The organism is Alicyclobacillus kakegawensis NBRC 103104, from assembly GCF_001552655.1.
Lineage (GTDB): Bacteria > Bacillota > Bacilli > Alicyclobacillales > Alicyclobacillaceae > Alicyclobacillus_G > Alicyclobacillus_G kakegawensis.
The window spans coordinates 22,092-43,749 of sequence record NZ_BCRP01000009.1 but is presented as its reverse complement, the minus strand read 5'-3'; the positions used below and the strand labels follow the sequence as shown (position 1 = coordinate 43,749).

Annotated in this window: 15 protein-coding genes, 1 tRNA gene and 1 CRISPR repeat array; of the genes, 10 read left to right on the top strand and 6 right to left on the bottom strand. The window is 56.2% G+C overall.

Translation table 11 applies throughout. From position 1 onward, the window contains the following. Window positions 1-225 precede the first annotated feature (225 nt). From AK2_RS08760 to AK2_RS08750, 3 genes are all read left to right on the top strand, one after another. The gene (locus tag AK2_RS08760; protein ID WP_067933442.1) at window positions 226-2,523 is read left to right on the top strand and encodes a DUF1430 domain-containing protein; all 2,298 of its coding nucleotides are present in this window, start codon (window positions 226-228) and stop codon (window positions 2,521-2,523) included. A 5-nt stretch (window positions 2,524-2,528) separates the two neighbouring features. Continuing rightward, window positions 2,529-3,254 (top strand): ABC transporter ATP-binding protein, encoded by a 726-nt coding sequence (locus tag AK2_RS08755; RefSeq protein ID WP_083521011.1) that lies wholly within the window; start codon window positions 2,529-2,531, stop codon window positions 3,252-3,254. Between the two features lie 109 nt (window positions 3,255-3,363). After that, complete coding sequence (locus AK2_RS08750; RefSeq protein WP_067933437.1) at window positions 3,364-3,894, top strand: hypothetical protein; 531 nt, start codon at window positions 3,364-3,366, stop codon at window positions 3,892-3,894. 34 nt (window positions 3,895-3,928) lie between these two features. On the opposite strand, the gene AK2_RS08745 is transcribed toward AK2_RS08750, so the two are convergent. Next, the gene (locus AK2_RS08745; RefSeq protein ID WP_067933435.1) at window positions 3,929-4,954 is read right to left on the bottom strand and encodes a LysR substrate-binding domain-containing protein; all 1,026 of its coding nucleotides are present in this window, start codon (window positions 4,952-4,954) and stop codon (window positions 3,929-3,931) included. A gap of 141 nt (window positions 4,955-5,095) precedes the next feature. On the opposite strand from AK2_RS08745, the gene AK2_RS08740 reads away from it, so the two are divergent. The 5 genes from AK2_RS08740 (at window position 5,096) to AK2_RS08720 (ending at window position 9,681) form a co-directional block, all read left to right on the top strand. Beyond that, window positions 5,096-6,667 (top strand): acetolactate synthase large subunit, encoded by a 1,572-nt coding sequence (locus tag AK2_RS08740; RefSeq protein WP_169794759.1) that lies wholly within the window; start codon window positions 5,096-5,098, stop codon window positions 6,665-6,667. A gap of 79 nt (window positions 6,668-6,746) precedes the next feature. Further along, entirely contained in the window at window positions 6,747-8,126 is a 1,380-nt protein-coding gene (locus tag AK2_RS08735) for an MFS transporter (protein ID WP_169794758.1), read from the top strand. Between the two features lie 149 nt (window positions 8,127-8,275). Continuing rightward, window positions 8,276-8,602 (top strand): hypothetical protein, encoded by a 327-nt coding sequence (locus AK2_RS08730; RefSeq protein WP_067933429.1) that lies wholly within the window; start codon window positions 8,276-8,278, stop codon window positions 8,600-8,602. 257 nt (window positions 8,603-8,859) lie between these two features. Next, window positions 8,860-9,159: a hypothetical protein gene (locus tag AK2_RS08725; protein WP_067929512.1), complete on the top strand. Its 300-nt coding sequence runs from the start codon at window positions 8,860-8,862 to the stop codon at window positions 9,157-9,159. Window positions 9,160-9,393: 234 nt separating this feature from the next. Then, a complete protein-coding gene (locus AK2_RS08720) occupies window positions 9,394-9,681 on the top strand; it encodes a hypothetical protein (RefSeq protein ID WP_067929513.1) in 288 nt (95 codons plus the stop codon). Window positions 9,682-9,749: 68 nt separating this feature from the next. Here AK2_RS08720 and AK2_RS08715 read toward each other — a convergent pair. Next, window positions 9,750-9,825 (bottom strand) — tRNA-Met (locus tag AK2_RS08715). A gap of 427 nt (window positions 9,826-10,252) precedes the next feature. Between AK2_RS08715 and proC the strand changes: the two genes are divergently transcribed. After that, window positions 10,253-11,077 carry a pyrroline-5-carboxylate reductase gene (gene proC, locus AK2_RS08710; RefSeq protein ID WP_067933428.1) on the top strand — a complete coding sequence of 275 codons (825 nt, stop codon included), beginning with the start codon at window positions 10,253-10,255 and terminating at the stop codon, window positions 11,075-11,077. Window positions 11,078-11,264: 187 nt separating this feature from the next. Continuing rightward, window positions 11,265-11,666 carry a GNAT family N-acetyltransferase gene (locus tag AK2_RS08705; protein WP_067929515.1) on the top strand — a complete coding sequence of 134 codons (402 nt, stop codon included), beginning with the start codon at window positions 11,265-11,267 and terminating at the stop codon, window positions 11,664-11,666. Window positions 11,667-11,704: 38 nt separating this feature from the next. On the opposite strand, the gene AK2_RS08700 is transcribed toward AK2_RS08705, so the two are convergent. The 4 genes from AK2_RS08700 to cas4 form a co-directional block, all read right to left on the bottom strand. Further along, window positions 11,705-12,196, bottom strand: coding sequence for a glutathione peroxidase (locus tag AK2_RS08700; protein WP_067933427.1), 492 nt, complete (start codon window positions 12,194-12,196; stop codon window positions 11,705-11,707). 408 nt (window positions 12,197-12,604) lie between these two features. Further along, window positions 12,605-19,613: a CRISPR direct-repeat array (repeat unit 30 nt; unit sequence GTTTCAATCCCTTAAAGGCAGTCTAACAAC). A gap of 212 nt (window positions 19,614-19,825) precedes the next feature. Continuing rightward, window positions 19,826-20,089 (bottom strand): CRISPR-associated endonuclease Cas2, encoded by a 264-nt coding sequence (cas2, locus tag AK2_RS08695; RefSeq protein ID WP_067929305.1) that lies wholly within the window; start codon window positions 20,087-20,089, stop codon window positions 19,826-19,828. 19 nt (window positions 20,090-20,108) lie between these two features. Then, window positions 20,109-21,104 carry a type I-B CRISPR-associated endonuclease Cas1b gene (gene cas1b, locus AK2_RS08690; protein ID WP_067933426.1) on the bottom strand — a complete coding sequence of 332 codons (996 nt, stop codon included), beginning with the start codon at window positions 21,102-21,104 and terminating at the stop codon, window positions 20,109-20,111. A 39-nt stretch (window positions 21,105-21,143) separates the two neighbouring features. Continuing rightward, on the bottom strand, window positions 21,144-21,656 hold the full coding sequence (gene cas4 / locus AK2_RS16455) for a CRISPR-associated protein Cas4 (RefSeq protein ID WP_245632835.1): 513 nt from the start codon (window positions 21,654-21,656) through the stop codon (window positions 21,144-21,146). Between the last annotated feature and the right edge of the window lie 2 nt (window positions 21,657-21,658).

Genomic DNA, 21,658 nt, shown 5'->3' with positions numbered 1-21,658 from the left:
ACTGGAGCCGCGTTCGGATGGAGGTCAAAGGGATGGGCCAGGACAATTTATGGTATATAAACTAAGTGGAGGACCTTGAGGATAGATATGCTGGCTGGTACACCTGTTGCGTAATCCCGCCCTGCCCGAGACCCCGGCAACCAGAGGATAGGCCCGGCCGCTTTCTTCGCGACAGCGGCCGCCAATCAGTGCACCCAGCATCGTCCGCGAGGGAGAAAAGACGCTTTGAAAAAGCTGCTCACCTTCTTTTTCATGCTCGTGTCGGCGTTTTCGTTTGCGCTCACGTATTCGCAGGTCCAGCAAGCCACCATAGAAAAGGCGGAGAATGCGGACCTTGACGTCGGTCGGCCGTTCTGGATTCCGGACGGGCCGCTGTTTTTCGCTCCCAACAGCTGGAAGGAGATCTATCCCTTGTTGCTGCGGGCGGCCAAAGAGTCGGATGTCAACCTGTTCCGAGTGAGCATCGGCTACACCAGCGACAATCAGCCGGAAATCACGCAATACATCTTGCTCACGGGCCCCTCTCACCTCTATGACCGTTTCAGCCTACTAAGCGGCCGTTTCCTGACCCCGATGGAAACCCAACACGGCAGAGCTTTCATCTCCTCGGCACCAACCGGCAGTTCGCGACAGGTGGGAACTCTGAAAACGTTCAGCGGCACGGCGCTCATCGAGATTCGACCACTGCTGGAAGCAGGTACATACCTGCCGCTGTCCGGGCAGTTTTCGGTCGAGGCTGCGACCGCCCGCGCGTACCAAACATTTGTCAACCAATTCGTGGCCGAGATCAACCGTCATTTCCAGCGTGAGCTGGAACGTCCGTACACGCCCAAGGACTTCACGAACAGCGCAGTGGGTATAACGGTGAGCAGGCCCAAAGGGTTCGGAACGACTGGATACGGGTTGTTGCAATACGTGCAAGAGATCCGGTACCTGGTGATGTTCATCACGCTCATCCTGCTTGTGTACCATAGTTTTCACGCCGCCAAGCGGATCGGCGTGATGAAAATGCACGGGATATCCAACGGGCGGATCTGGTTTCTTGTAATTGGGCGGTTTATCCTGCTCAGTTTTCTGCTCTCATCGGCAGCGTGCGTGTCGGCGGGGATCGCCGTTCCGCATACGACCGTCCTGTTTGTGTCCCATATCCTGCTCACGCAGTGTGAAATGTACGCCCTGATTGCGGTGGCGTCGCTCATCACGTACCTGTACATCGCGAGGGTCCGCGTGAGCGGCGCGATTAAGAAACGCAGACACACCACCAGCGTCTTGGTCGTGAACACCCTGGTGAAAGCGGGCTGGTCCGTGGTCCTGGCGCTCCTGATGTTCGCCGCCTGGAGCCAGTACACGCTTCGCCACGGCCAGCAGGCGCTGCTCGCCAGATGGCAGGAAACCCCCAAAACGAACGGCTATGGCGTGTTCTATCCCGTGTCGGTGGGACATGACTTCCTCAGCGCCGCGCAAGGGGACAACAGCGCACAATACGTCGAGACCCGCTGGCTGTATCCCTACCTGAATCAACGAGGAGCCCTCTTTATCGACGCCGAGGAGTATGAAGAGCCGTACCTGCGCTTGCCCGAGCCCGCCGGTTTTGTCCGCTCCGTCACGGTTAATCCGAACTACCTGCGCCGCTTTCCGGTCTATGACGTGCATCATCACCCCGTGCGCATATCCGACCGGACAAGCGACCGGATTCTGCTCGTGCCGGAAAAATACAGCAGCCAACAAAAAAAGATCCTCTCCTACTTCCGCAATGAGAGACGGGAGGCATACCAGGAGGAAAAACCGTTCCCCGTTTCCAATCGGGTCAAGCACCAGTCAATCCGTATCATCTGGCTGGCCAATCACCAGCAGCTTTTCAGTTTCGATCCAGAAGTCTTCCCGCAGCAACACAACAACATCGTGGATCCCATCATTCAAGTGGCCACGGAAAGCAACACCGTCTCGACTGACGGGTTAGGATACATCGATGGGCGGGAAGCCTCGGCGCTGAAGGTCCGACTCATCCAGGGCGATTCCATCCGCACCTGGATGACGCTGGATCCCGAACTGAAGAAGCTCCATCTTGACGACCGACTGCAAAACCTGGTGGGCATCGACGAAGCGATTCAACAGAGCATCCACCTGCTGCAAGTCGAAATGAACGGGTTCTTGCTCATCGCCCTGGGACTGCTGGCGAGTTCGTCCTTCCTCGTCGCACAGAACCTGACGATTTTCTTCACGAAGTACCGACAGCGGTTTCTGGTGCGCCGGCTGTTCGGATGGTGCTTTGTCCGCACGTACAAAGAGTACCTGCTGTTCTTTGCCTGCACGTGGATTGGACAATCCCTGATTTGCCTCGCCGTGCTGCATGGGATGTACACCAGTGGCCCGCCGGAATCAAGCAGGATGACGGGCGCCGCCGTCGCCCATCTGTTGACCATCCTGGCCGCCCTCATCGCCATCGAGCTGGCCGCCTCGGTCGGCGCCTTGATTCGTATGGAACGCCAGAATATCGCCCAGAGCTTGAAGGAAGGGACCTGATAGACATGGCAACCATTTGTGAACTCGTCCGTGTCCACAAACGCTACGGACGTCGCATCGTGCTGGACGATTACAGCCTCACGGTCGCCGATGGGGAAATGGTGGCCATCACAGGCAAGAGCGGAGCCGGAAAAACCACGGTGTTGAACCTCATGGGACTGCTCGAAAAACCGGACAAAGGAGTAGTCCGGGTGTTCGGCAGGCCCAGCCCGCAGATTGGGTCCCGCCAGGCCAGCCGCCTTCTGCGCACCCGCATCGGCTACCTGTTTCAGAACTACGCCCTGGTGGACGAAGAGACTGTGGACGCCAATCTGGAGGTCGCCCTGATGTACGCCAAGAAATCCAAGAGGGAGAGACAAAGACAGAAAGAGACGGCACTGGCGGAGGTGGGGCTGGAGATTCCGCTCCACAGCAAAGTCTATGAACTGTCCGGCGGTGAGCAGCAGCGGGTGGCAGTAGCGAGAATTCTGCTGAAGCCCTGCGACCTCATTCTCGCCGACGAACCGACAGGTTCACTGGACGCCTGCAACCGGGACGCCATCCTGGAAATCCTCAAGAACCTGAACCGCGCCGGCAAAACCATCGTCATCGCCACGCACGATCCGCACGTAGTTGCGGCTTGTACGCGTACGGTGCAGCTGGAATATGAGAAAATGACCGAAAACGCCTCGGATGGCAGCATGAACTATATAGGGGATGTTTATGAATCCAACTGTTCGAAGGGGCCGTGAGAAAATCGCCACGCTTCATTCAAGCGTTCGCCCGTGGGTCACCTCCTCCATCACCGGGGCGCTTTTGGGTGTTTTGGCACAGTTCCTCAGACAAGTTCCGGGGGTTTTCATGGATCTCGGGGCTTCGACCGCCCCGTGGGTCACATTCGGTTTCTTGCTGGCTGTCTCGGCCTCGCGCGGTGTCCGGACGCCACGCAAGGCGATCTTCGTCAGCACCGGGACAGTGGCTGCGTACCTCCTTGCGTGGCTTGTGTTGTACCACCTTCTGTTCGTGCTGCGCTTTTCCTTGCCCCTGCGTGATGGATGGCGCGAAGCCGCACCTTGGCTCGTCGCCGCCGTACCCGCATGCCCGATTCTCGGCGCGGTCGCTGCCCTATCTCACAAACCTGGGCGCCTCGGGGACACATGTCTCGCCGCACCCATCGCTTGGACGCTGCCGGAAGCACTCGGGAGCGTGGGATTAGGTTGGTCGGCTGTCGCCGCCATTGTAATCCCTGTAGCCGTTTTCGTCGCCCTGTTGATTCGTATGGCGCGCGCCGAACGCCGGGTGCATGCGCTCACGCTGCTGACCGCTGCCGTAGCGCTAGGAGCATTGGGCGTTGCCCTGTTCCCGGTTGTCCGGAGTCTGATTCATTCCTAAGGGCTGGCCAAGGGTGATGGATATATACCGCTCGCTATGGTCGATCCGCGCGTCCATTCTGCTCCCCCATCCACTGCACCGTAAAATCGGCAAACGCCCGCGCCGCAGCGGATAATTCCCCCTGTTCCCACCACACGATGCCGACCGTGCGGCGGATGGGCGGGCTGACCACCGGCCGCTCCACCACGCCCGCATCGGCCCCCGCGCCCAGCGGCGGTAGCACGCTCACCCCCAGCCCCGCCCGCACGAAGGCGCGGATGGTGTCCGTCTCCTCGGCCTCAAAGGCGACGCGCGGGACAAAACCCGCTTCCATACAGGCTTGCTGGACCAACTCGCGCAGCGTATAGCCCGGCTTGAACAAAATGAACGGCTCTTCCGCCAGCGCGGCCAGGTGCAGGCCCCGCCCCCGCGCAGCGTCCCCGGCCCCAGCGTCCTCCGTCGCCGTCCTGTCCTCCATTGCCGCTCCGTGCTGCATGCCCTCCTCATCCTGCATCGCCGCGCCATCCTCCGTCGCCGCCCCTTCCTGCGCCATCCGCGCGTCCGCCGGCAGCACCGCCACCAGCTCCTCCTCGAACAGCCGGCGCCCCTCCACCGGCACGCCGGACAGCGGCTTCCACGGCGCGACAATGGCCAAATCAAGCGCCCCCTCAAGCAGCGCATCCACCAGCCGCCGCACCCGGTCCTGCACCAAATCGAACGTGACCGCCGGCTCCACCTGGCGGTATGCGGCCAACAGCCGCGGCACCACATGCACACCGACGCTGTGCGGAAAGCCGAGACGGATAACGCCCGCGTGCGGATCGTGAAAACGGCGCGCTTCCTCGCGGGCAACCTCCACCTGGCGCAAAACGCGCTCCGCCTGCGGCAGGAAGCGCCGGCCGAACGGAGAGAGCCGCACGCCCTTGCCCTCGCGCACAAACAAGGGCGCGCCCAGTTCCTCCTCCAGCAGGTGAATCTGGCGGCTGACTGCCGACTGGGCCACGTGCAGGCGTTTCGCCGCCTGCGTGACGTGACCAAGACGAGCCGCCGTGACAAAGTAGCGCAATTGATGAAAATCCAACAAGATCCCTCCCGCCGATCCCTATTTCATCTCATAACGAGAACTATTTCATCGAATAGATATATTTTATCGAACGGTCGGCCTCGCTTACAATAGAGCCGAGACATGCGGAAAGCCAACAGCCGTCAGGGAGGTAACCCCGTGAAAGCCAGCGATCTGCTTGTGCGCTGCCTGGAGGCGGAAGGTGTGGAGTACATCTTCGGCATCCCGGGCGAAGAAAACATTGATTTGATGGACTCACTCACTCGTTCCTCCATCCGTTTCGTCCTCACCCGGCACGAACAGGCGGCGGCCTTTATGGCCGACGTCTACGGCCGTCTGACGGGGCGTCCCGGCGTCTGCCTGGCGACGCTCGGCCCGGGCGCGACCAACCTCATCACCGGCGTCGCCAACGCGCACCTGGACCGGTCCCCCCTGGTCGCCCTTACCGGCCAGGCCGAGCGCACCCGGTTGCATAAGGAGTCGCATCAAAACGTCGACACCATCCAGCTGTTCAAAGGCATCACCAAGTACGACCAGCAAATCCTCTCCCCCCGCACCATCCCGGAGGTGGTGCGCAAGGCGTTCTCGCTCGCCGCGTCGGACAACCCGGGCGCGGTGCACCTGCAGCTGCCCGAGGACGTCGCCCGCGCCGAGGTCGAGGGCCGGCCCCTCCCCATCGGACGCTTGGCCGATCCGTACCCGGACGGGTACAGTCTGCGCGAAGCGGCGCGGCTCATCATGAGCGCCGAGCGGCCCATCATCCTGGCCGGCAACGGCGTCATCCGCAACCAGGCCTGGGGAGAAGTTCGGCAGCTGGTGGAGGAGGCCAACCTGCCGCTGGTCAACACGTTCATGGCCAAAGGGGTGCTGCCGTTTGCACACCCGCTCAACCTGTTCACCGTCGGCGGCAAACCCTACCCGACCGGGCTGCGCCCGCTCCATGAAGCCGACCTGGTGATTGCCATTGGCTTCGACCTGGTGGAATATGATCCCGCCACCTGGAACGCGGACGGCCGTCGCCGGGTCCTGCACATCCACAATGTGCCGGCAGAGACGGACGCCCACTTCCCGGTGGAACTAGACTTGGTCGGAGACCTGCGCTACACCCTGCGCGCCCTGGCCGACATGGTCGGGCACCGTCCAGATCCACAACCCCACCTGGCGATTCGCGCCCGGCGCCTCGACGCCCTCTCCACCCCGCCGAGCCCTTCCGAGGCGTTGCCGCACCAGGTGATGTGGACCCTGACCGAACGGCTGCCGGAGGACGCGGTGGTCATCTCGGACGTGGGCCTGCACAAGGTGTGGACGGCGCGCTGGTACCAGCCCAAGCAGGCCGGGCGGACCCTCATCTTCAACGGCCTGGCCGCCATGGGCGGGGCCCTGCCCGGGGGCATCGCCGCCCGCCTCGCCTGCCCGCAGGCGCCCGTGGTCGTGATCTCGGGGGACGGCGGGTTTTTGATGAACTCGCAGGAGCTAGAGACCGCCCGGCGCCTGGGCACAGGCTTTTGCGCGATTGTGTTCAACGACAAGCGCTACAGCCTGATTGAGCGCAAACAGCAAGACGCAAACCTCGCGGTCACCGGGATCGCCTTTGACAACCCGGACTTTCGTCTGTACGCCGAAAGCTTCGGCGTCAAGCACCGGCTGGCGGTCGACGCCGAGTCATTCGCGCGCGAGCTGGACGGGGCGCTGCAGGACGGGGAGTTGACCCTGTTGGAAGTGGTGTGCTAATCGCAATCCTGAAAAATGGAGGCACATAAGGTAGAATCAAAGGTGCATGGACCCGAACCCAAGCGAGGTGAGTTCCCCCGTGAAACCCCAGGCTCCGCGCCGACCGGACACGACCAAGCCATCCGCCCGAAACCAATCAGTCATCCTGCTCACCGGGCAGGCGGTTTCCAGTGTGGGCAACTACATCTATCTGGTGGCCATCAACGTGTTCGTGCTGCAGACCACCCATTCGGCGGCCGCCGTCGCCGGATTGTGGGTGATGGCGCCTTTGGCCGCCATCACATTCGGCACCTGGTGCGGGAGCCTGACCGACAGGTGGGAAAAACGCGCGACACTGCTCGGCGTGGAGTGCTTTCGCGCGCTGGCCACCGCCCTCATCCCGCTGGCCAACCACCTCTCTGTCCTCTACCTGTTGCTCTGGTTGATCAACGGGGGACGCTGCTTTTTCGACAACGCCTACCTCGCCTACATCATGGAGCGGATTCCGTCCGAGAGGCGGAAGAGGTTCAACGCCATCAGCGGCATGCTGCAGTCCGGGGCGCTGGTGTTGGGGCCGGCGGTGGGGGCTGGATTTTTGCTTCTGGGCGCCGCCAAACCGGCCATCTGGCTGGACAGCCTCTCGTTTCTCGTCTCGGCCGTGTCGTTTCTGTTGCTGCCCCGGTCCACAGTGTCTGCGCGCCAGCCGCAAGCCGAGACGGCCGCAAGCCCAGCCTCACCGGCAAGCGCCCCGCCGCCCGCAGCTCCACAGCCGTCCATACCCGTGTCCGACGCAATCCCGATGCCAAGGACCTGGCGAGGCCGTCTCCTGGCGCTCCCGCGCACTCTGGCCGCTGATTGGCGCCAAGCCGGGGGCTTTTTGCGCCAGAACTGGCTGTACGCCTGCGTGTACAGCTTGTTTTGGCTGATCATGAGCCTGGCCGCCGCGGGCGACGCGCAGGAGGTGGTCTTCACCCAGGACGCTCTGCACCTGCCCAGTTCCGCATACAGCGCCTTGGTCTGCGCCGCCGGCATCGGCTACACCGCCGGCGGCGTGACGGCGGCGGTGCTGGCCCGCCGCCTGTCGACCCGTTGGATGATGGCCGTCGGAGCGCCCCTGTCGCTGGCCGCTTATCTTGGCTACGCCTGCAGCCGGTCGTTCCCGGAGGCGGCCGCCTGCCTCATCCTGCTCGGCGGATTTTTCTCCATCTGCGGAGCCGGGTTTTCCACGTACCAACAATCCGCCCTGCCCGCCCACCTGGCCGGGCGCGTGCAAAACCTGCTGGGAAGCGGGCAGCAGGTGCTGAACGCCGCGTGCACGGTCGCAGGCGGCCTCATCGCCGACCGGATAGGCGTCCGCCTGATGATGCAATCCGACAGCCTGATTGCCCTGGCGGCCGCCCTCGCTCTGGCCATCGTCGCCCTCTGGCCGGCACACCGCCGGACCTTGGCTGTTGGGGACGACGTCGCCCCGTTCGTCTGAACCATCCGCCCTTGCGCGGGTGTCGCGGCAAGCCTGTACGAAATCCCGCGGATACCCGGAAAATTTCAGTCAGTTTGAGCAGGAAATGGGCTGCCGGCAGCGAATCGAAAGAACGTGACATCAATCTCCTAGGGGTTGGAGGGGTAAGGGTGCTGTTCCCTATCGGGAGGATACGTTGGACACGCGCCGTTCTGGCGCATGACGACATCGACACGGACGACTTGGTACGGGCATTTTCCCGATACATGCAGGGGGACTGGGGAGACCTGGACGAAGCGGCGCAGCTCGAAAATGATCTGGCGCTCACCAACGGCAGCCCGGTCTGTGCTGTCTACACTTCGCGCCAAGGCACACGCTTTTGCATCTGCACTAAGGACGAGAGCACCATCGTCTCCCTGCCTGACGAACGACACGCCAGCGGCGCCTCTCTGCAGCCGCACGCCCAAAGTCGGCGCCACTATCGTCATGATTCATAGGGGCCCTTATCCGGAACATTCCTCCACCGCTGGCACCCGTTTGTAGGGATAGGGCGAGGCTTGGCAATACCCGGGATATTCCCTATGAATCATACTCCGGATAGCTGTACATCCGAAATTCCCAATCTATAATAATTACAAATTCAATAAATCGACGCAAGCGTCCGTCGATGCCAAGCATGAAACGCCCGTGTCCGACACCAGGGCGTTTTTTGGCCCCGGACGGCACGGGACATCAACGCGAGAAGGTGGTGTGTATGTACGATGTCTCGCTCTTCTCCGTAGATTCCATTCACACGATAGGTGGCGCCAGCGCAGCCGTGCTGCTCATCGTCCAATTGCTCAAAGACTTGCCCGGACTGCGCAGGATACCGACCAAACTGCTGGCTCTCGTGGTCGGAGAGGCTTTGTTTCTCGCCATCACCACCCCTCTGCCAACCACCAGCGTCGGGTGGGCGGTGCTGCTGCTCAACGGCGTGCTGGCCGCATCGGTCGCCATAGGCGGCTGGCACATTGTGCGACGGTTAACCCCGAACGATAAAAAGAAAGAATGGTGAACATCCCGATGTACAGAGACAACCTCGACAGCCCGCGGCGCGAAGACCGGCCGCGGGCTTTCCACAGCCTCCACTCCCCCGCCCATGCCTGCAATCTCTCAACCTCGCCTGGCAGATTGATTGAATCCGAACAAAACCGGCAAGACTGGGGATAGACCTGAATTCCGGGCGTGGCAGGCAACCCCCCTTATCTGTCGACGGGCCGCGTCCGAAGAACCCTGCGGAGGTGCGCAGATGCTGCCTGTTTCCCATGTCCTTGAGGTTTCGGAAGCGTTGGAGACCCTGCGGCAAATCTGGTATTCCTATGCGGAAGGATACATACCGCCGGTCACCGGCACCGAACTGGACGACGCGCAGTTGGAAGAGTTGGAGGCCAAGCTGCCCACCGGCTGGACTTTGTCCATCATGCCACGCGGTGACATTTTAGCCGGCCGCCCCATCCTCATCGACGGCCAGATGCACCTCGTCATCTGCCACGTCGAACGCGACGGCCGCCCGTCCATCTTGCAGCGTCCGCTCTAGCGGGCTTGTATCCCGCTGCATACGAGAACGGTCCGGCTCGCGCGTGCGATCCGGACCGATCTGTTGTTTGGTTGCGGGGGCAGGACTCGAACCTGCGACCTTCGGGTTATGAGCCCGACGAGCTGCCGACTGCTCCACCCCGCGCCGACAGGCCCTACCTTACCATGGAATTGGACCGAAGTCAAATCCAAACCGTCTTGACCGTCTTGCCATGTGTCGAAACTGCGTGTATAATCATCCCCAATCGAATCATTACGGCGACGACGAAGGCCAGTAGTTCCGGACAACGGACTCAGAGAGGGACGGTCAGCGGCTGAAAGCCGTCCTGTCACGGACCGGAACGAACCCACCTTTCGAGCTGACACCCCCATAAGGTGTCCGGATCGCACCGATATCTGCGACAATGAGGCGCCCGCCTGACGTGGTGACTGTTAGGCCCTGAACACCCTCTGGGCGGCGCGAATCAGGGTGGTACCGCGGGAGATAGCTCTCGCCCCTGCCAGACCGGCAGGCGGCGAGGGCTTTTTTGATGCAGGCAGAGAGCGAAAAGCGGACAAACGGAGGGAGAATCATGAACACCTGGAGCGGGGAGATATTCGTCATTGGGGCAGGATCCATGGCCGAAGCGTTCATTCGCGGCGTGACGGAGACGCATACCGTGCCGCCCCACCAGATTGCCGTCACCAACCGCAGCAACCGGGAGCGGCTGGCCCGCCTCGCGCAGGAGTACGGTGTGCGCGTGGCCGAATCACTGAACGAGGCCGCGTCCGCCCGGCTCGTCGTCGTGGCCACCAAGCCAAGCGACGTGGACGGCGCCCTGGCGGCGGTCGCGCCGCACCTGCACGGGCAGCTGCTGTTGTCCTTCGCCGCTGGGATTCCGATTGCCCGCCTGCGACAGCAGAGCCAAGGCAAGGTCTGCCCCATTCGCACGATGCCCAACATCCCCGTCTCCGTGCTCGCCGGCATGACCACCGTGACCTTCGGCGAGGGCGTGACGAACGCCGACAAGCAGGACGTCCTCCTGCTCCTCAGCCAGCTCGGGGAGGTGGCCGAGATCCCCGAGTCGCTGATGGACGCGGCGACCGCGGTCTCCGGCAGCGGGCCCGGCTTCCTCTGCTACCTGCTGGAGGCGATGGAGGAAGCGGCCATCTCGCTGGGCTTCGAGGCGGAACTCGCCCGCCGCCTCCTGTTGCAGACGTTGATTGGCACCGCTCGTACCCTGTCCGAGTGGGGCCTGAGCCCCGGCGAACTGCGCCGCCGCGTCACCTCACCGGGCGGCACCACCTTTGCCGGGCTGGAAGTGATGCGCACCGGCGAAGTGCACCACCTGCTGGGCAAGGCCCTGCACGCGGCCGCGGAGCGATCCCGCCAGTTCAGTCAGTCGCTCCCGGTCTGAGCTCCAAGGGGCACTCTCTTGCGTCCGGCGCCGACCGAGCGCAGGCGCGACGCCAGCGGGCCCCGGACGATTGCGTGAGCAGCGGCGATCCTGTCGGCGGAGACAGACACCGGCATCTTATCCAGACAAGGTACTTGCCACCTCATGGCTTCGACATTGCTTTGGCGCACACGGAGGTGAGCGGCCCATGGCCGACATCGCATTCGAGGTCAACGGACCTGTAACGGTTGAAGAAGCCATCCGCGTTTATCGCACATCGGGGCTGCGGCGGCCGTATCAAGATACCGAGCGGATTGAGTTTATGCTCAAGCACACCGATTTGCTCGTCACCGCCCGCGACAACGGTCGACTCGTCGGCATCGCCCGCGCCCTGACCGACTTCCGGTTCTACTGCTTCCTCACCGACCTCGCCGTGGACGCGGACTACCAGAAACAGGGCATCGGCAAGGGGCTGCTGCAGACCGTGCAGGGTGAACTGGGGGAAGAAGTGTCGTTGGTGCTGTTGTCGTCGCCCGGCGCGATGACCTATTACCCCCATGTCGGCTTTCACAAGGCGGACAACGCCTGGGTGCTGCCCAGGCAGCGGTGAGACAGGGGCAAGCCCCGCCGCGCCATGCCGTCTCCTGGCTACGGCGCCGGTTTCTCCAACTCGGCCACCACATCCGGCTCCAGTTCATGCGGCGTCGTGTTGGGGGCATACCGACGGACCACACTGCCGTCCCTCCCCACGAAGAACTTGGTGAAATTCCACTTGATAGCCTCGGTCCCCATGGCGCCCTTTGCTTGCTCCTTCAAGTATTGGTAGAGAGGATGCGCGTTCTTGCCGTTCACCTCAATTTTGGCGAACATCGGGAAGCTGACGCGGTAGTTCGTCTGGCAAAACTGCAGGATTTCGTCGTTCGTCCCCGGTTCCTGCCCACCAAACTGGTTGCAAGGGAAACCGAGAATCTCGAGCCCCTCTTTCTGATGCGCCTCGTACAGCGCCTGCAAACCTTCGTACTGCGGCGTGAATCCACAGCGGCTGGCGACATTGACAATGAGCAGCACCTTGCCGCGATAGTCCGAGAGCGACTGCGGCGTCCCGTCGATCCGTTCGACGGTGAAATCGTATACAGACACGGTTGCGGCCTCCTTCCCAGGTTTGGGGCGGATTCTCTTGGACCCTTACCATGCTTGTCGAGCTCGGAGGAACTCAGCCCAAGGATGAATCCCATTCTCTTTTTACTCTTTCGCCTAGTAGCCTGCCCACTCCTCCTGCCGGAAGCATGTGCAACAGCGTTTGGCTGCGTACGGCTGCGAAAAGCCTCTCCCTGACCAAACAGCGCCAATACCAGCACTGCCGGCCATCGTGCGATCTGCACGGCCTCTCTTGTACGGCTAGGTGACTGAAATATATATGCCGGCGATGACGTCGTTCAGTTCAAGAGTTGTTTGTTGCCTCAAACTCAGAATTACTTCATTACAGGAATGCTCAAGGGTAGTCTAACCAACTGAATGGTATCTCGAACTCGCCATTCTTATGCGGGTGTTTCAATCCCTTAAAGGCAGTCTAATAACTCTCCTGGGTTCTTCGAACCCTTCGGAGCTTGTTGTCCAGTTTCAATCCCTTAAAGGCAGTCTAACAACACGTCTCGGTTGCATGGGTCATGCGTTCTCACCTGCGTTTCAATCCCTTAAAGGCAGTCGAACAACGGATTGGCTGGACGAGATTGAGGAACGATTAGGGGCATGTTTCAATCCCTTAAAGGCAGTCTAACAACCGATCCAATACCGTGGTTCTGCGTCTTTCGTCACCTGTTTCAATCCCTTAAAGGCAGTCTAACAACCAGGATCACGCCATCACCAAAGTACCGCACCCTGCGGTTTCAATCCCTTAAAGGCAGTCTAACAACGCGAGTACAGACCGGTGATGCGCAAGGGGGTACCCGCGTTTCAATCCCTTAAAGGCAGTCTAACAACCCGGTTAGCGCGCCGACCGTGTATTTGATTTCGGCGTTTCAATCCCTTAAAGGCAGTCTAACAACTAGCTCATATTGGACAAGATATCCACTCCAGGACAACGTTTCAATCCCTTAAAGGCAGTCTAACAACCTGGCCGGAACTTGCACAAGGTGATTACACGTATAGAAGTTTCAATCCCTTAAAGGCAGTCTAACAACGTCCATTGCTTGGCTGGGATTGCTGTTGACCACTTCGTTTCAATCCCTTAAAGGCAGTCTAACAACACATGGGCTATCTGGTGAAGCGCGCCGGGACCGACCGGTTTCAATCCCTTAAAGGCAGTCTAACAACGAGGCTTTGCGGCGGTCACCGTGAAAGTGACCGCCTAGTTTCAATCCCTTAAAGGCAGTCTAACAACCCGTGTGTTATAACGAGTGAGAAGTTTGTTGCTCCAAGCGTGTTTCAATCCCTTAAAGGCAGTCTAACAACTAAAGCATGGGTACGTGTGAAATCAACTGTCCAACGTTTCAATCCCTTAAAGGCAGTCTAACAACGCGCCGACACGACTTCGGCCGGCAGCTGCTCACCCTGTGGTTTCAATCCCTTAAAGGCAGTCTAACAACCGTGAAAAAGAAGAGGGATTAGAAGAGTTGTTTAGGAGCTGTTTCAATCCCTTAAAGGCAGTCTAACAACATGAGGCTGGAGCCTGAAATTGACTTGAACGCCCACATTCGTTTCAATCCCTTAAAGGCAGTCTAACAACACGCATATGCGGCCATCGACTGGGGTTTTGACGGTCGGCGTTTCAATCCCTTAAAGGCAGTCTAACAACGGAGATGAGCAAGGTCAGGGCACTATCAGGCGCGAAGTTTCAATCCCTTAAAGGCAGTCTAACAACGGGAGGCTGGAGATTTTTCGCGCGGGATGGATGTATGGAGTTTCAATCCCTTAAAGGCAGTCTAACAACCCAAGGACGCTGCGCAAGAGCTGGATGCCCTTGGTGTGTTTCAATCCCTTAAAGGCAGTCTAACAACGTGGCCATACTAATTCATCACTTCAACGGTAAAGTGGTTTCAATCCCTTAAAGGCAGTCTAACAACTGAATCGTTCGGGGGTAATAATCTTGGGAAGAGCCTGCGGTTTCAATCCCTTAAAGGCAGTCTAACAACTCCAGGTCGCTTCAGCCACTTTCTTGGGCGCGATAACGTTTCAATCCCTTAAAGGCAGTCTAACAACCTGGGGCCCGCTGAACAGCATCCAAACCCTCACGGACATCACGGTTTCAATCCCTTAAAGGCAGTCTAACAACAGGAGGTGGAAGAGTGGACATCGAAGCACGTATGGGTTTCAATCCCTTAAAGGCAGTCTAACAACCGTGTCTCCACACCCACGGCCCCGGAGTTGCAGCTTTGTTTCAATCCCTTAAAGGCAGTCTAACAACGGACAGACAGGAGTGATCGTTGGGTGAGTTTGGGAGTTTCAATCCCTTAAAGGCAGTCTAACAACTTGAACTTGCCGCCCATCTTGAAGGCGAATATGGAAGTTTCAATCCCTTAAAGGCAGTCTAACAACTGTGTCATCATCGACAGCCAGTGTCCCTTTACCATTGCGTTTCAATCCCTTAAAGGCAGTCTAACAACCCGACTTGCCGTCTGCTTGTGAAAGAATTTCCAAACAGTTTCAATCCCTTAAAGGCAGTCTAACAACTTGTTTGTGTAGACCAGAGTGAAGTACGGGCGTTGTAGTTTCAATCCCTTAAAGGCAGTCTAACAACCGGGCCATCCACTCGGAGAAAAACCTTGGCATCTTGTTTCAATCCCTTAAAGGCAGTCTAACAACTACTGCCATATGATGGTCGGGTAGTTATTTGAGCGGAGTTTCAATCCCTTAAAGGCAGTCTAACAACGAACTGATGGCGGCCACTACTTTTTCGAGAACTTGTGAGTTTCAATCCCTTAAAGGCAGTCTAACAACTCTATTTCTCCGCGCCATTCCCCGCTTTCCGGGTCGAGTTTCAATCCCTTAAAGGCAGTCTAACAACGTTCTTTCTTCGTTCGCACATCGTCAGGATGAAGTTGTTTCAATCCCTTAAAGGCAGTCTAACAACGAGTTTATTGGTTAGGACGGCCGCGCTGCCGGCATGTTTCAATCCCTTAAAGGCAGTCTAACAACGCGATCTGGAAAGGATCATGGAGTCTTTAGAGAGCGGGTTTCAATCCCTTAAAGGCAGTCTAACAACTTCTCACTGCTGAAGATGAACGACGAGAACTCGCGGTTTCAATCCCTTAAAGGCAGTCTAACAACCATCGTTTGCTAGTTTAGCACGATCCGAGTATACGAGTTTCAATCCCTTAAAGGCAGTCTAACAACTCGAGTTGCAGGACGCGCGCCATTGGAATCCTACGCAGTTTCAATCCCTTAAAGGCAGTCTAACAACAGGGATCTTCCCAAGCTTCCTGGGCATCCGAGAAATAAGTTTCAATCCCTTAAAGGCAGTCTAACAACGAGTACGGCAATCGTGGGAGCGGCCTGGAGGCGCTGATGTTTCAATCCCTTAAAGGCAGTCTAACAACGTGCCATCCGTTCACCACCTCCCAACGTTTTGTTGTTTGTTTCAATCCCTTAAAGGCAGTCTAACAACTAGTAGATGCAGTATATTCCGGCGCTTCTCGTCCAGCATGTTTCAATCCCTTAAAGGCAGTCTAACAACTCTGCGCGTACTGCTTCATCGTAAAATCTTGTTAGTTTCTGTTTCAATCCCTTAAAGGCAGTCTAACAACCCAACTGTTGCTCGCCTTGCTGTAGGCTGCGACGGTGGAGTTTCAATCCCTTAAAGGCAGTCTAACAACTGAAATGCTTCGCCTTTTGTTCCGCTCTCGTATCTCATCGTTTCAATCCCTTAAAGGCAGTCTAACAACGCGGCGACACGCTTCACATCGTGGATCTCAAGTACGGGTTTCAATCCCTTAAAGGCAGTCTAACAACTCGAGCGCGTGCGCCAACGGATGCGAAACGGAAGAGTTTCAATCCCTTAAAGGCAGTCTAACAACCAGCCATCGGAGTTACGTTCCCCCTTATCTAGTGGAGTTTCAATCCCTTAAAGGCAGTCTAACAACCGTTGTCATCGTCTGCAGACTGCGCGAGATCCGACGGAGTTTCAATCCCTTAAAGGCAGTCTAACAACTCAGCCTCCTTCAGCAGGGCTTGTGCCTGCTCGAGTTTCAATCCCTTAAAGGCAGTCTAACAACGAGCGACGTGAACGTCAGCGCGGTGCCGGTGCTGCGTTTCAATCCCTTAAAGGCAGTCTAACAACCCTATGTGTTTCCACCGCTGGTTTTCCACAGGCAATCCAGTTTCAATCCCTTAAAGGCAGTCTAACAACGGTCTTTCCGCTGGTGTATACGCTGGCCGATGGTTGTTTCAATCCCTTAAAGGCAGTCTAACAACGTTAAATTTAGACCATAAGGTTTGAGGCCATGGGCTAGTTTCAATCCCTTAAAGGCAGTCTAACAACGGTATCGACAAGACCAACGCCCTCCTCGAAGAGATGTTTCAATCCCTTAAAGGCAGTCTAACAACAGATCGTAGATGTCGTTGAACTCGACCCAGTCTCCGTGTTTCAATCCCTTAAAGGCAGTCTAACAACTGAAAAAACCGCCCATTGGGCGGCCCGCTTTCGTAGTTTCAATCCCTTAAAGGCAGTCTAACAACTTGAGCAGTGTGAACGCACCGTAAGCACTCATGACGGTTTCAATCCCTTAAAGGCAGTCTAACAACGCAGCGACGTCGGTATCGCAGCCTCTGAACGTGCCGGTGTTTCAATCCCTTAAAGGCAGTCTAACAACTCGTTGTCATCGTCTGCAGACTGCGCGAGATCCGACGGAGTTTCAATCCCTTAAAGGCAGTCTAACAACCAAAGTGCCGTCCATTCGTGACTTCCCGAAACCTATCGTTTCAATCCCTTAAAGGCAGTCTAACAACCGAGCATAGGCCGCGCGTTCGTCCCAAGGAACGAGAGTTTCAATCCCTTAAAGGCAGTCTAACAACCCGCCAGCACCTGCAGCCGCAGCCGTGAACGCAGACGGTTTCAATCCCTTAAAGGCAGTCTAACAACGAAACCCTGGCGCGCATGGCTCACCTTTACGAGGTGAGTTTCAATCCCTTAAAGGCAGTCTAACAACGTACTTCCCATGGGTCGAGGGATTTGGCGAACTGAAGGAGTTTCAATCCCTTAAAGGCAGTCTAACAACCTGAATGAGCGTCTGCAGGTCCCTCTTCTGAGCTGCATGTTTCAATCCCTTAAAGGCAGTCTAACAACTCAGCGCCTCCACATCCACGCTGGCCGACTTACCAAGTGGTTTCAATCCCTTAAAGGCAGTCTAACAACAAGCTGCAGCACACGCGCCATCGGAATTCGGCGCACAAGTTTCAATCCCTTAAAGGCAGTCTAACAACAGTCCGACGCCGAAAGATAGTATCGGCACGCTACGTAGTTTCAATCCCTTAAAGGCAGTCTAACAACGTCTCCCTGCCCGCCAGAGAGTTTTCCGCCGCCCTGGTTTCAATCCCTTAAAGGCAGTCTAACAACCCTGTCTAGCTCCGTGACCGTCATTACGGCATAGTTTGGTTTCAATCCCTTAAAGGCAGTCTAACAACCCAGACGGAAGGCCGTTTGAAGCTCATTCACAGAGAGTTTCAATCCCTTAAAGGCAGTCTAACAACTGGTACTAGCTTTGTGCTGTTGGCTTGCATCTGGCCGTTCCGTTTCAATCCCTTAAAGGCAGTCTAACAACCCGTTTGCAGACGGAAGGCCGTATGGATGGACGGGAGTTTCAATCCCTTAAAGGCAGTCTAACAACCGGTCGCTTCCTTCTGCACGAAGTCTAGCGCGGCTGGTTTCAATCCCTTAAAGGCAGTCTAACAACAGGGTTCCCGTCCCCTGCTCGCCATGCCAGTACCCAGTGTTTCAATCCCTTAAAGGCAGTCTAACAACGAGTCTGGTGAGTCAAGCTGGTCGTCGACCGGTTCCAAGTTTCAATCCCTTAAAGGCAGTCTAACAACGGTGCCAGATGAAGAGGTCGTGGGCTCATATGCCAGTTTCAATCCCTTAAAGGCAGTCTAACAACCGAGAGGATAGAGTTGTTCCCTGCATATTGCCAAAGTTTCAATCCCTTAAAGGCAGTCTAACAACGTGCCTATCATATCTCGCGTGAAAGTCGCGGAGCAGTTTCAATCCCTTAAAGGCAGTCTAACAACTTTGTTTTCGCAACGAAAGGCGGGACGAGCCGTGATGTTTCAATCCCTTAAAGGCAGTCTAACAACCATGTTCGCTGTTCCGGACGGCAATGATGCCTTTTGGTTTCAATCCCTTAAAGGCAGTCTAACAACTCGGCCGTATGCGGCCCGGTACTGGTCGTCGATCTTGCTGTTTCAATCCCTTAAAGGCAGTCTAACAACGCAGAACAACACGAGCTATCAGATCCAAGTCACGGTCAGTTTCAATCCCTTAAAGGCAGTCTAACAACTGTATACGCCATCGTTCATGTCGCGCCCTCCGCGAAGTGTTTCAATCCCTTAAAGGCAGTCTAACAACTGATGGCTGTCTCGTCCTGCTTGATCTCTTTCTCACTGTTTCAATCCCTTAAAGGCAGTCTAACAACGCATAATTCGTACCGGAGGCGTAGGCGTTGATCCGGTTTCAATCCCTTAAAGGCAGTCTAACAACAGACGCACAGGCCATCATCGTCGTAGTCATCCCAGAGTTTCAATCCCTTAAAGGCAGTCTAACAACTAGGCGTACCCGGGGTTGCCTCATCGTCCAGCTCCCCGTAGTTTCAATCCCTTAAAGGCAGTCTAACAACTGAGATTTTGCGTCAACATACCCGTCAACATACCCGTGTTTCAATCCCTTAAAGGCAGTCTAACAACGTCGCACCTTTCCTGTGATGACTTTGGTTGTGTTGTGTTTCAATCCCTTAAAGGCAGTCTAACAACAGAGGCCAATTCCACCTAACCAAATCATGCAGACGATTGGTTTCAATCCCTTAAAGGCAGTCTAACAACGGATTCGGACGGGCAATTCCGGCTTTCGCACCGTATGTTTCAATCCCTTAAAGGCAGTCTAACAACTTGCCAAAACCCGCGACGGTTGCGAGCGATGACCGCGTTTCAATCCCTTAAAGGCAGTCTAACAACGGCCAAAGAGTCGTGATTTACTCAGCTTTCACGTTAGTTTCAATCCCTTAAAGGCAGTCTAACAACCCATTCGCCGTTGTTATATTCTGGCAGCGGTCGATAGTTTCAATCCCTTAAAGGCAGTCTAACAACTAAAGTCAGTGGCGGCGGTCAGGCAGCCGAAATCATGTTTCAATCCCTTAAAGGCAGTCTAACAACGTCGAAATCTGTTGCCCCACCGTGCCGGACGCTTGATTGTTTCAATCCCTTAAAGGCAGTCTAACAACATTTATGTTGATGGGAATATTGATGTTAGGTTTCGTGAGTTTCAATCCCTTAAAGGCAGTCTAACAACCGACCAACACCAGTGCAAAGGACAGAATCTTATCTAGTTTCAATCCCTTAAAGGCAGTCTAACAACCCATTTTTTCCGCATAGGTGTCCTCAAGTCAAACGGCTGGTAAATTGTAAGAAGCGGTTTCTGCTAGGTCCATGATACCGAAAAACCCTTGCTGTAACAACGAATGTGATTGTTCCCGCGCTGTCGTCGATCTTTCGGGATTTTGACGCGACCGCAGATCGACGACGGCCAAGCGATGGCTGACGTAGACGTATGGGCCGTATTTCCGTATTTCAAAGAAAGCGGTCCTCTCCGCCCTTCTGGACGCCCATGCTCTCACGGCTCGTGTAACGTGTCGAGCGGAATATATAAAATAGAACCGAATCATCCTCCGGTGAGATAATAGCGGCTAACTTTCGCTTGAGCTCTTCAAACCCCGCTTTTGTAATTTCACCCTCTAGAACTGAATTTTGAACCCAATAAAGGTAACGACGGCACGTTTTTAAGACCTTCGATACTCTTTTCACATTCACGTCATACACAACGATAACAAACACCTTACACCCTCCCCACATATTACCATCGAGCAACAAAAGGAATATACGCTTTTTCCCCAAGGAGATGCTTCTCCAATTTATAGAGTTCCATACGAATTAACCGTCGATAGGATACCGGTCTCCCCAATTCACGTGGTTGTATAGTTTGCTGTAAACGCTCGTCCCATTGCTTAATAAAGATAGCGCGCCCAGTGTCATTGAGAAGAACTCCTCCTGATCCCTTTACAAAGTGAGAGGGTTTCAACATTCCCTTTCCCACTAGAGTGAAGATGATCCTGTCGACGAGTATTGGCTTGAATATCTCAGCCACGTCCAGGTTAAGAGTAAAACGCCTGAAATTGGTAGCATGCAAGTAGCCAATGCGCGCGTCAAGGTGCGTTTTATAGATCTCACTGAGCACCGTCGTATATAGCATGGAATTTCCGAAACTGATCAAGGCGTTTAGCGGATTCTTCGGAGGACGCTTCGTTCTCCCCTCGAACCGAAAACCTTTGTCTTGAAGAATCGCATCAAAGGCTCCGTAATATGCCTCGCGGATATTTCCTTCAATTGCCATCAACTGAGTGACATCCTCGTATTCATCAATAGTAGACAGTAGGGATTCAATCCGTTCAATTGGCCCCGCTACGTCTCGTTCACGACTTTGGTAGTACTTTAAAACCCTACGGATATTTTGTGCGGAACCTTGAATAAACCGGCGAGCTATCTCCGCCCGTAATTTTACATTGAGATAGTGGCTGGCCTGGCGAAGTATCATGTCGCCCGACACGATATGCTCTCGAGGATATATGGTACCTGCATAGTAACCATGATGGTTGAAATAGTGAACCAAAGCTTCGTTTTGGGATAGAAAATTCAGTACTTTAGAATTAAATATTACTTCGCCGAAAAGGAATATATCCCGGACTGTTGTAACTGGGATGAACTTCTTTCCCTCTTCGGTCTCGAAAAATAAGGTGTTGTCCTTTCTTTTCAACTCGCCATTGGAGAAAATGTATACGCTCTTCTCAACCATAGGTTCTCCTCCATATTCTGCTGCACAGGAACGCTGAAGCTATGCCCAACAAAACTCGGCATAAGCGCACTGCCGGCATACAGGAATTCGTGTTGGCGCCGGTGGAGATCCTTGAGCGAGTAACTCCCGAATATGGGACAAAGTACGCACAATTTCTGCCTTCTCAGATTCGCCCAATGTAACGCGAATGACTCTCTTCTCCTCTGGAAAGTGCAACTCACCTACCGCCTCTATCCCTTCCTCGTGGAGCTGATACAGATAATAGAGCAACTGCATTCGCGCCGAATGTTCATGCCGAGAACTTTTCTTTACCTCATAAACAACCAATTGTCCATCGCGTCTTACCAACCGATCCATTTTTCCGCTGCCCAAATCGGCCTCTTGCGTGGCTCTGGGAAACGACTGTTCATGGATCATGCGCCCCAAGCGAATGTTGTCGTCATCCTCGTCGGGCGTAAGCTGGCGTGACATCAACCAAGCTTCGCGAGGACAGACATGAAAATACCAGACCAATGTGCCGGTTACAGGTATATCTTCGATCATTCCGTCCATCG